Annotated in this window: 13 protein-coding genes; 6 read left to right on the forward strand and 7 right to left on the reverse strand. The window is 41.8% G+C overall.

Annotation, left to right across the window (positions count from 1 at the left end):
* The first annotated feature begins 1 nt into the window (after position 1).
* Complete coding sequence (locus tag QZY09_RS24830; RefSeq protein WP_367119265.1) at positions 2–163, forward strand: hypothetical protein; 162 nt, start codon at positions 2–4, stop codon at positions 161–163.
* 95 nt (positions 164–258) lie between these two features.
* Here the strand turns inward: QZY09_RS24830 and QZY09_RS23340 are convergent, their stop codons facing one another.
* The gene (locus QZY09_RS23340) at positions 259–612 is read right to left on the reverse strand and encodes an iron-sulfur cluster assembly accessory protein (protein ID WP_295676767.1); all 354 of its coding nucleotides are present in this window, start codon (positions 610–612) and stop codon (positions 259–261) included.
* Positions 613–703: 91 nt separating this feature from the next.
* Between QZY09_RS23340 and QZY09_RS23345 the strand changes: the two genes are divergently transcribed.
* The 5 genes from QZY09_RS23345 (at position 704) to QZY09_RS23365 (ending at position 5,742) form a co-directional block, all read left to right on the forward strand.
* Positions 704–1,234, forward strand: a complete 531-nt coding sequence (locus QZY09_RS23345; RefSeq protein WP_295676769.1) for a hypothetical protein — start codon at positions 704–706, stop codon at positions 1,232–1,234.
* Between the two features lie 119 nt (positions 1,235–1,353).
* Positions 1,354–2,901, forward strand: a complete 1,548-nt coding sequence (locus QZY09_RS23350; protein WP_295676770.1) for a methylmalonyl-CoA mutase — start codon at positions 1,354–1,356, stop codon at positions 2,899–2,901.
* A gap of 386 nt (positions 2,902–3,287) precedes the next feature.
* Complete coding sequence (gene dnaA, locus QZY09_RS23355; RefSeq protein ID WP_295676772.1) at positions 3,288–4,715, forward strand: chromosomal replication initiator protein DnaA; 1,428 nt, start codon at positions 3,288–3,290, stop codon at positions 4,713–4,715.
* A 66-nt stretch (positions 4,716–4,781) separates the two neighbouring features.
* Positions 4,782–5,249 (forward strand): hypothetical protein, encoded by a 468-nt coding sequence (locus tag QZY09_RS23360; protein ID WP_295676774.1) that lies wholly within the window; start codon positions 4,782–4,784, stop codon positions 5,247–5,249.
* Positions 5,250–5,283: 34 nt separating this feature from the next.
* Positions 5,284–5,742: a nuclear transport factor 2 family protein gene (locus QZY09_RS23365; protein ID WP_295676776.1), complete on the forward strand. Its 459-nt coding sequence runs from the start codon at positions 5,284–5,286 to the stop codon at positions 5,740–5,742.
* A gap of 17 nt (positions 5,743–5,759) precedes the next feature.
* Here QZY09_RS23365 and QZY09_RS23370 read toward each other — a convergent pair whose 3' ends face one another.
* From QZY09_RS23370 to QZY09_RS23395, 6 genes are all read right to left on the reverse strand, one after another.
* A complete protein-coding gene (locus QZY09_RS23370) occupies positions 5,760–6,092 on the reverse strand; it encodes a DUF5615 family PIN-like protein (protein WP_295676778.1) in 333 nt (110 codons plus the stop codon).
* Position 6,093: 1 nt separating this feature from the next.
* Positions 6,094–6,321, reverse strand: a complete 228-nt coding sequence (locus QZY09_RS23375; RefSeq protein ID WP_295676780.1) for a DUF433 domain-containing protein — start codon at positions 6,319–6,321, stop codon at positions 6,094–6,096.
* A gap of 34 nt (positions 6,322–6,355) precedes the next feature.
* Positions 6,356–7,825, reverse strand: a complete 1,470-nt coding sequence (gene radA, locus QZY09_RS23380; protein ID WP_295676782.1) for a DNA repair protein RadA — start codon at positions 7,823–7,825, stop codon at positions 6,356–6,358.
* A gap of 65 nt (positions 7,826–7,890) precedes the next feature.
* On the reverse strand, positions 7,891–8,280 hold the full coding sequence (locus tag QZY09_RS23385; protein WP_295676784.1) for a HEPN domain-containing protein: 390 nt from the start codon (positions 8,278–8,280) through the stop codon (positions 7,891–7,893).
* A complete protein-coding gene (locus QZY09_RS23390) occupies positions 8,277–8,594 on the reverse strand; it encodes a nucleotidyltransferase domain-containing protein (protein WP_295676786.1) in 318 nt (105 codons plus the stop codon). The genes QZY09_RS23385 and QZY09_RS23390 overlap by 4 nt, the downstream gene beginning before the upstream one ends.
* A 46-nt stretch (positions 8,595–8,640) precedes the next feature.
* On the reverse strand, positions 8,641–9,168 hold the full coding sequence (locus QZY09_RS23395) for a hypothetical protein (RefSeq protein ID WP_295676787.1): 528 nt from the start codon (positions 9,166–9,168) through the stop codon (positions 8,641–8,643).
* Positions 9,169–9,244: the final 76 nt, after the last annotated feature.

The raw sequence follows: 9,244 nt of genomic DNA on the forward strand, positions 1-9,244 counted from the left end.
GATCTTCGAAGCCAAAGGGTATGACAATAGCACTAAAGTATTTGACGGGCATAGCAACAAGAACGGCGCTATGCAAATGCCGGGTACTTATTTTTATTCGCTGGATTACGCCGTTAACGGTATAACCATACATAAAACGGGCTTTATAGTACTGAAATATTAAGCCAACGAGGGAAGTAAACAAAAAGAGCCGGGAACCAGGAGAAGATAAACACTTCAATCCTGATGCCTGGCTCTTATATCCTGATGCTATCTAAACTATACCGAGAACGAAGTACCGCATCCGCAGGTGCTGGCCGCATTGGGGTTATTAAAAGTAAAACCACGGGCATTCAGGCCGTCCTGGAAATCGATCTGCATCCCGGCCAGGTATAAACCATGCGCCTTATGCATATAAACCTTTATGCCATCGATCATAAATTCCTGGTCGCCGTCTTTTTTCTGGTCAAAACCTAAAACGTAGTTCATTCCTGAACAGCCACCGCCTTCAACGCCAACGCGCAAGCCAAAATCGTCGCCAATTTCCTGCTGGTCCTTTAATTTAAACAATTCCTTTACGGCGCCTTCTGTAAATGTTACCGGTGCAGGCGCGGTTTCAACAGCAATACTCATCTTATTTTTATTTAACTACACAAATATAAGGTAAATTGCAGATTTTTGTTGCACCCGGTATATTTATGACCGCTATTTAACATTCATCTGTATGAACCTGCTACCATTTTTATTAGATATTTTAAAATATACCTTCGCCGGCGTAGGGGTGGTATGGATTGCCTTTTACCTTGTGAAGCCTTATCTTGAACGGGATGAGAAGATCCAATTGCTTGAATTCAGGAAATCAATGAGCAGCCAGACATTGCCGTTGCGCCTGCAGGCGTATGAGCGCCTTGTTTTATTTATTGAACGTATCAATCCCGCCAATATGCTGATCAGGTTAAATGCCACAGCTTACAGCGCACATGAATTACATAGTTTAATAATGGAAGATATCCGCAGCGAGTACCAGCACAATATCACCCAGCAAATTTATGTAAGCAGCCGTGCCTGGGGAGTAGTGAAAAACCTTAAGGATGATACTCTGGCAATGGTAGGCAATGCTGTAAAATCATTGCCCGAAACCGCAACCGGACTGGAATTGAGTAAAGCGATACTGGGATTTTTGAGCCAGGTAGAAAACAATCCTTACGAAATAGGCACCAGCATGATGCGGAAGGACCTGGAGGAGCTTTTTTAAGAAAGTCGGAAAAGTCCGGAGAGTCGGAAAAGTCCGAAAGACGAAGCATGGATAAAGAACTATTCAATCGATGTAATCTGCAATAAAAAATCGGTGTAATCAGTGATCTAAACAACAATATGCCCGGAAAGAAACATACAACCACATCAGGTATCGAGATCAGGGAGGTTTATACTGACCCTTCGGGCATGAATGAACTCCCGGGCGAATTTCCATTTACCCGGGGTATACAGAAAGATATGTACAGGGGTAAACCCTGGACCATGCGCCAGTATGCCGGCTTTTCCACCGCCGAAGAATCCAATAAACGTTACCATTACCTGCTCAGCCAGGGCACTATGGGGCTTTCCGTTGCGTTTGATTTGCCCACGCAAATAGGATATGATTCGGACCATGCACTTGCCGAAGGGGAAGTTGGAAAAGTGGGCGTGGCTATAGACTCATTAAAGGATATTGAAATATTGTTCGATGGCATCGAACTGAAAAATATTTCAACCTCGATGACCATTAATGCCACTGCTCCTATTCTGTTGGCGATGTATATCGCCCTGGCAAAAAAACAAGGCGCTGATCTGAAACTATTATCCGGCACCATACAAAACGACATATTAAAAGAGTATGCCGCGCGCGGTACATATATATACCCGCCTGCTGCTTCCATGCGGCTGATCACCGATGTTTTTGAATATTGCAGTACGGAAGTACCCAAATGGAACACTATCTCGATATCCGGGTACCATATCCGCGAAGCCGGCTCGACCGCCGTGCAGGAACTTGCCTTTACCCTGGCCAACGGCAAAGCGTATTTAAAGGCTGCACTGCAAAAGGGGCTCGACATAAACGTATTTGCAAAAAGGGTATCCTTCTTTTTTAACTGCCACAATAACTTTTTTGAGGAGATCGCCAAATTCAGGGCTGCCAGGAGGATGTGGGCACATATCACCAAAGAACTTGGAGCAACTGAGGCTGGCGCCCAAAAATTGCGCTTCCATACGCAAACAGGCGGCTCAACACTAACCGCACAGCAACCCATGAATAACATCATCCGGGTGAGCACACAGGCAATGGCGGCAGTACTGGGCGGTACGCAATCATTACATACCAACGGTTACGATGAAGCGATCTCGTTACCTACCGAAGCGGCAGCAAAAATTGCTTTACGCACCCAGCAGATCATTGCGTTTGAGAGCGGGGTGACCGATACGGTTGACCCGATGGCCGGCTCCTATTTTATGGAAGCACTAACTGACGAGATAGAAAAAGCCGCATTGGTTTATATCGAAAAGATAGACGCAATGGGCGGATCGGTAAAAGCCATTGAGCAGGACTATATGCAGCAGGAGATCGCGCGGTCGGCATATGAGTACCAAACAGAAATAGAAAATGGCGACAAGATCTTGGTTGGTGTTAACCGGTTTACCGAGCCCGAAAAACCTTCTATAAATGTTTTCCGCGTGGATGACTCCATCCGTAAAATGCAGACCGAAAAAATCAGCCAGGTTAAACAGGCCAGGGATAACAATAATGTGGAAAACTGCCTTGAAAAACTTGGTTCGGCTGCAAAAGGAGAAGACAATTTGATGCCATTTATCCTTCACGCGGTAGAAGCCTATGCTACGCTGGGTGAAATTGCCGATACACTTAGAAATGTGTTTGGCGAATACTAATTACATTTGCTTAATCGATTTTTTCTGCGTTACACACAAAGCAACATCAATCATTACCTATTTCACATTACCTAAATACCTTAACCAGTGCATTATAGTTAGAAGTATTGATTTTAAAAATTTAACTTTCTATTACTAAAATCATAAAAATTAAATAAAATTTTAAATAATTAACCAGGCGATTTCCCGGCTTTTGCCTTGCGCATAATATAAATATTCTCTGTCAAAAAAACACTATATAAATTCAAAAACACCTGAAATATATTTCAACAAAAAGTGAAAATATAATTTTTTTATCCGCTTTTTTTTAGAATATTCGATGTTCCCAAACAGGCCAAAAGATAGTTCGCTGGTAGGTTGGAAATCAATATTTTAATAAAATTTATATGGAAAAAACTTGTACTAATGTTTGGAATAGCTGCCTTCAAATCATTAAAGATAACATACCGGCCCAGAGTTTTAAGACCTGGTTTGAGCCGATAAAAGCTTTAAGAATGGAAGGGAGTGTTTTAACCATTCAAGTACCAAGTTTATTTTTTTACGAATGGCTTGAAGAACACTACGTGGGCTTGCTGCGGAAAACTATAAAAAAACAATTAGGTGATGACGGACGTTTGGAGTATAACATAGTTGTTGAACAGTCGTCATCAAGTAAGCCCTATACCACAAATCTACCATCAAACGGTAACGGTGCCGAATCAAAAAATCAATCAATGCCAATACCCATTTCAATAAATAAGGATATCAAAAACCCATTTGTAATACCGGGTTTAAAGAAACTAAATGTTGATCCGCAGTTAAACCGCAACTATACTTTCAACAATTTTGTTGAAGGCGATTGTAACCGTTTGGCCCGCTCGGCAGGCTATGCGGTGGCGGCCAAACCAGGTGGCACCTCTTTTAACCCTTTAATGATATACGGCGGCGTTGGTTTAGGGAAAACGCACCTGGCGCAAGCTATCGGTAACGAGATCAAACAAACCCTGCCTGATAAGCTGGTATTATATGTTTCCTGCGAGAAATTTACCCAGCAGTTTGTTGATGCTTTAAAACACAATAACATTAATGATTTTGTGAATTTTTACCAGGCAATTGACGTACTCATTATGGACGACGTACATAATTTTGCAGGCAAGGAAAAAACACAGGATTTCTTTTTCCATATCTTCAACCACCTGCACCAATCAGGCAAGCAAGTGATCATTACTTCAGATAAAGCGCCTAAGGACCTGGCCGGGCTGGAAGAACGCCTGCTGTCAAGGTTTAAATGGGGCCTATCGGCGGATCTGCAGGTTCCTGACCTGGAAACCCGTATGGCCATCCTTAAAAACAAAACCTACCAGGACGGCATCGAATTGTCAAACGATGTAATTGAATACGTCGCCCATAATATCGACAATAACGTACGTGAGCTGGAAGGCGCGATGGTATCCTTACTGGCCCAGTCGACGCTGAATCGTAAAGAGATTGACCTGGCGCTTGCCAAGCAGATGCTGAAGAATTTTGTTAAAAATTCCTCCAAAGAAATCTCGATGGAATACATCCAGAACCTGGTTTGCGAGTATTTTGAAGTGCCGATTGAAATGGTAAAATCACAAACCCGCAAACGCGAAATTGTACAAGCCAGGCAGATCTCTATGTATTTAGCTAAAGCACATACCAAAAGTTCATTAAAATCAATCGGCCATTTCTTCGGCGGCCGCGACCACTCCACCGTGATCTACGCCTGCCAAACTGTTGAAGACTTAATTGATACCGATAAGAAATTCAAAGGCTACGTGGCCGATATCCAGAAGAAACTAAAAATGTCTTAACTGATCTTATAATAATACTAATGGAAGCCTTGCATTTTTATGCAGGGCTTTTTTTATATTTATAAAATGCGGATAACCCTATTTGCTGGCATTCTTTCTTTTTGCATTTGCACTGCTTCAGGGCAGAATAAGCAAACGGTTAACCCCAATGATCCTAATAAAATCATTCATTACGTAGGACAACTTTACGATTTTAAGTTCTTCACGATAAAAGATACGATTCAAATTATTGTGAAGCAGTTTTTTAAAAATGATGTATTTTGTTACACCAAAGGCATTCCTTATGCATTAATTATAGGCACCGTAACCAATAACAATAATTATCCAAGGGAAATTTCAGTTTTAGCAATATGCGATCAAAATATTTATAATGTTGGTGATAAACTTAAAATAAGTCAAAGCAATGATCCAAGGATTGGATCATCCTCATTACACCCGATAATTTTCACGCACGATACTATTATTAACAAAAAAAGGTATTTATATTTAATTGGTTCAGAGAGCCCGGCAGTTTGGGGTAACGTTACCCGCTAAAATTCAAACGATCATCCCCATTAAATAATATTTCATGAAGAAAGCACTCTTTACAAGTTTTATCCTGATTGCGTCGATTAACTTATATGCCCAGAAAGCAGACACCCTCGCCGTTAAACAAACCATCAACACCTTATTTACGGCCATGCGTAAGGGCGATAGCACGTTATTGCGTTCAGTTTTCTCAAAAGATATGATCCTGCAAAGCGTCTCCAATGATAAAGATGGAAAAGCAATTCTGTCTACCGAAGGCGCAGACGGTTTTGTAAAAGCGATCGGCACACCGCACGCTTCCGTTTATGATGAACGCATTGTGTTCGACGGTATAAAAATTGACGGCGATCTGGCCGGTGTTTGGGCGCCTTATCGGTTCTATCTTGGCGATAAATTCAGCCATTGCGGTGTGGATGTTTTTCAGCTGATGAGAACCGCAGATGGCTGGAAGATCATTTATATTGTGGATACCAGGAGGAAGGATAATTGCATTCCCTGATTATAGGGTGCTGTTAACTACAGGTACAGCTCATATATCCCCAGTTCGTCACTATTCAGAAATTCGAGAATATTATCTTTCAGATTTATTAATAATGATGCTATCTCCGCAGTGCTTACATTTCCAGTTCTAAGCCAGATTATTTTAGGTGGATAGGAAAACAGATTTTGGAGTTCAAAGAAATCTTCATCAAAAGTCAGAATTGTATATTGATTGGCTTTGGCGAATTTCCAGATCATTAAATCTGTTAATCGCACTTTGGAGATGATCTCGTTTGATGGCAATATCTCCCAATCAGGCAACAGTTTTTTTAAACGCCATGAAATATTCTCATCAGAAATTAAGCGCATATCATGCCACCTTTACGATACGTTCTTTATTGGCGGCGTATGCAAGGCAAGCCAATATTTGATTTTCGCTTAATTGGGGGAAATCGGTGATTATTTCCTCATGTGTCATACCTGAAGCAAGCCATTGTAAAACGTCGTATACAGTTATCCTGGTCCCTTTAATCACAGGCTTGCCGAATCTTATTTCAGGATTCACTTCGATATATTCCTTGTAATCAATTTTCGCCATATACAAATTTACGTAATTTGTTATAACAATCACATTACCCAAACAAGATCTCAAACACCTCTTCAATCCGGCTTACAACTTTTATATCAATTTTATAACGTGAAAGATCGATGCCTTTTTTATCATGCCCCCCTGATGGAAGATTATATTTGGAGATAAAGATTTGTTCAAAACCCAGTTTTTGCGCCTCGGCAATGCGCTGTTCGACGCGGTTTACGGCACGGATCTCGCCGGACAAACCAATTTCGCCTGCAAAGCAGGTTTTAAATGGAATAGGAATATCCTGGTGCGAAGAGATAATGGCGGCAGCAAGGCCCAGGTCAATTGCCGGGTCCTCCACGCGGATACCGCCGGTAATATTTAAAAAAACATCTTTTGCGCCCAGGTTAAACCCGCAGCGCTTTTCCAGTACGGCCAGCAGCATGCTCATCCGTTTGGTATCAAAGCCGGTGGCAGTCCGCTGCGGTGTGCCATAGGGCGATGGACTAACCAGTGCCTGCGTTTCTATCATCATCGGGCGCATCCCTTCCAGCGTAGTGGAGATGGTGATCCCGCTTAAAGGCTCATCCCGCTGGGATAATAATATTTCGGAAGGGTTGGATACTTCGCGCAGCCCTTCGCCCAGCATTTCATAAATACCCAGTTCAGAGGCTGAGCCAAAACGGTTTTTAATAGTACGTAAAATACGGTAAACATGATGGCGGTCGCCTTCAAATTGCAATACGGTATCCACCATGTGTTCCAGGATCTTTGGCCCGGCAATCATTCCGTCTTTGGTAATATGGCCGATCAAAAATACCGGGGTCGAGCTTTCCTTCGCGAAACGTAATAATTCGGCGGTACACTCCCTCACCTGCGAAACACTGCCCGGCGTGGATTCAATATGCGCCGAATGCAGGGTCTGGATCGAATCGATCACTACCAGGTCGGGCTCCAGCGCTTCTATTTGTTTAAAGATATTTTGGGTGGAGGTTTCTGTCAATATAAAGCACCCTCCGATTTCGGAATTCGGATGTTCGATTTCGGATTTAGTATTTCCATTCAGACTTTCGACTTGAGACTTCAGACTCGAGACTCCCTCTAACCGTTCCGCCCGCATTTTGATCTGGTGTTCGCTTTCTTCGCCCGAAACATACAGCACTTTTATGCCCGGCATATTCAATGCCAGCTGCAACATCAGGGTTGATTTGCCAATCCCCGGCTCCCCGCCGATCAATACCAGCGACCCGGCCACTATCCCGCCGCCTAAAACCCTGTTAAACTCATTATCAGGCGTCAGCAGGCGATGTTCTTCCTTAAAGGTAATATCTGCCACCTTAACAGGCTTATTGGCCCTTTGCAGCGTGGTAGAGGCTGTTTTCCAATTGGGGATAGCCTTATTATCCTTCTCGATCACTTCTTCCACAAAAGTGTTCCATTGGCTGCACGAGGGGCATTTGCCCAGCCATTTAGCTGACTCATGCCCACAGCTCTGACAGAAATATGCGAATCTTGTTTTTGCCAATTGTTTGATTTGTGTATATGCGGATGTGCAAATGTGCTGATTTAAAATTCATTTTACTAATAATATTAGTAAAATATTCTTTCGCTGGTTAATGCCTTGATTTGAAGAGCTAATTGATAATAGCTGTCTGCTTCTTCTTTTGATGGCATCAAATTAGTATCCGGATAGCGCCCCCGTACGGCATATGCATTGATATCTAAAGGGTCTACTCCCGCAAATACCGGATCATATTTTGCGCAATCAGCGAGCAAATCTATGATATCGTGAGTTTTCTGTACGTCAAATCCGTTATAGATCAGATATGCCTTTAGGCATTTTTCCATCGCTTGCTGGCAGTGAAAACAAGCGTTGTCTAAAATCATCGGTTCAATTTCAATCAGCCGCTGAGCACTCATCAGATCGTGTTCTGCTTTATTAAGCCACGATTCTACATAAGCTTTATGGGCCGATGTCATAATATGATCCCTTCCCTAATTGCTGTACGTACAACATGACCAGGTAGCTCTTGCTTTTCAAGGACTTCATCTTCACTATTGATCAATATATCGACAGGAATTTTTAGCGCCTTAGATATCGCATGGTTCAGTAAGGTACTTAATTTAATATTTTCTCGCGGTGTAAAAGTCTGAGGTGTAATAACTAACAGGTCATAGTCGCTAAATTTATCCCCATCGCCTCTTGCACGGGAGCCAAAAAGCAATACACGTGACCCCGGTAAGTTAGCTAATACCGTTTCGCGAATTGTTTTATAGATTGCCTGGCTGTCCATAAGTCAAATATACACATTCGGGATAACAAAGAAATTAGCTGATGCTTTATTGTTTTATTGGCGGCGGGAATTTCACCTGATCAATTTTGGGTTGAGGCGGTAGAGGATCTTGAAAAGTCGTTTCAAATTTAATGGAATAATTAACTTGGTGAAGCATAACCTTTTTATAACTATCATTTAACCATCTAAACGCATTGACAACTGAATCTGGTTTTATGTCCCTAACCCTTGTTATTCGCTTGCTACTGTCTTTCCAGTAGATTATTAGTTCAAAATAAGTTGCGTCTGCAATATTTTTATTATCAAATACTGGTATCTCCTTAAATTTAATTTGTTCAAATCTTCTATTTATCGAATCCCAGAAGCTGGCGTTAATCTTCCCAATGAAGTTCCTTTTCGTATTACCATCATAGCATTTATAATTCAATGAACTATCGACACCTATCGCACCTCCATAATCAGACCAGGCACCGCTGCGGGCGAGTTCAACTTTGATGATTTCATTAGTTTGATGAAAGTGTTTTTTACACGAAAATAAAAACGGAATGAATAATAGGATGAAAAAGTGCTTCATTTATTGACCAAAACAAGGTACATCTTTTTTGTATAGAAAGAATTACCCTAAAACAAAAAATGCAGATGTTTCTAAA

The organism is uncultured Mucilaginibacter sp., from assembly GCF_903913935.1.
Taxonomy (GTDB): Bacteria; Bacteroidota; Bacteroidia; order Sphingobacteriales; family Sphingobacteriaceae; genus Mucilaginibacter.

What these genes read in the sequence shown, in the direction of transcription:
- dnaA (WP_295676772.1), top strand. Translation starts at nt 3,288, where the DNA reads ATGGAAAAAACTTGTACTAATGTTTGGAATAGCTGCCTTCAAATCATT.
- QZY09_RS23345 (WP_295676769.1), top strand. Translation starts at nt 704, where the DNA reads ATGAACCTGCTACCATTTTTATTAGATATTTTAAAATATACCTTCGCC.
- QZY09_RS23360 (WP_295676774.1), top strand. Translation starts at nt 4,782, where the DNA reads ATGCGGATAACCCTATTTGCTGGCATTCTTTCTTTTTGCATTTGCACT.
- QZY09_RS23375 (WP_295676780.1), bottom strand. Translation starts at nt 6,321, where the DNA reads ATGGCGAAAATTGATTACAAGGAATATATCGAAGTGAATCCTGAAATA.
- QZY09_RS23365 (WP_295676776.1), top strand. Translation starts at nt 5,284, where the DNA reads ATGAAGAAAGCACTCTTTACAAGTTTTATCCTGATTGCGTCGATTAAC.
- QZY09_RS23395 (WP_295676787.1), bottom strand. Translation starts at nt 9,168, where the DNA reads ATGAAGCACTTTTTCATCCTATTATTCATTCCGTTTTTATTTTCGTGT.
- QZY09_RS23385 (WP_295676784.1), bottom strand. Translation starts at nt 8,280, where the DNA reads ATGACATCGGCCCATAAAGCTTATGTAGAATCGTGGCTTAATAAAGCA.
- QZY09_RS23390 (WP_295676786.1), bottom strand. Translation starts at nt 8,594, where the DNA reads ATGGACAGCCAGGCAATCTATAAAACAATTCGCGAAACGGTATTAGCT.
- QZY09_RS23340 (WP_295676767.1), bottom strand. Translation starts at nt 612, where the DNA reads ATGAGTATTGCTGTTGAAACCGCGCCTGCACCGGTAACATTTACAGAA.
- QZY09_RS23370 (WP_295676778.1), bottom strand. Translation starts at nt 6,092, where the DNA reads ATGCGCTTAATTTCTGATGAGAATATTTCATGGCGTTTAAAAAAACTG.
- QZY09_RS23350 (WP_295676770.1), top strand. Translation starts at nt 1,354, where the DNA reads ATGCCCGGAAAGAAACATACAACCACATCAGGTATCGAGATCAGGGAG.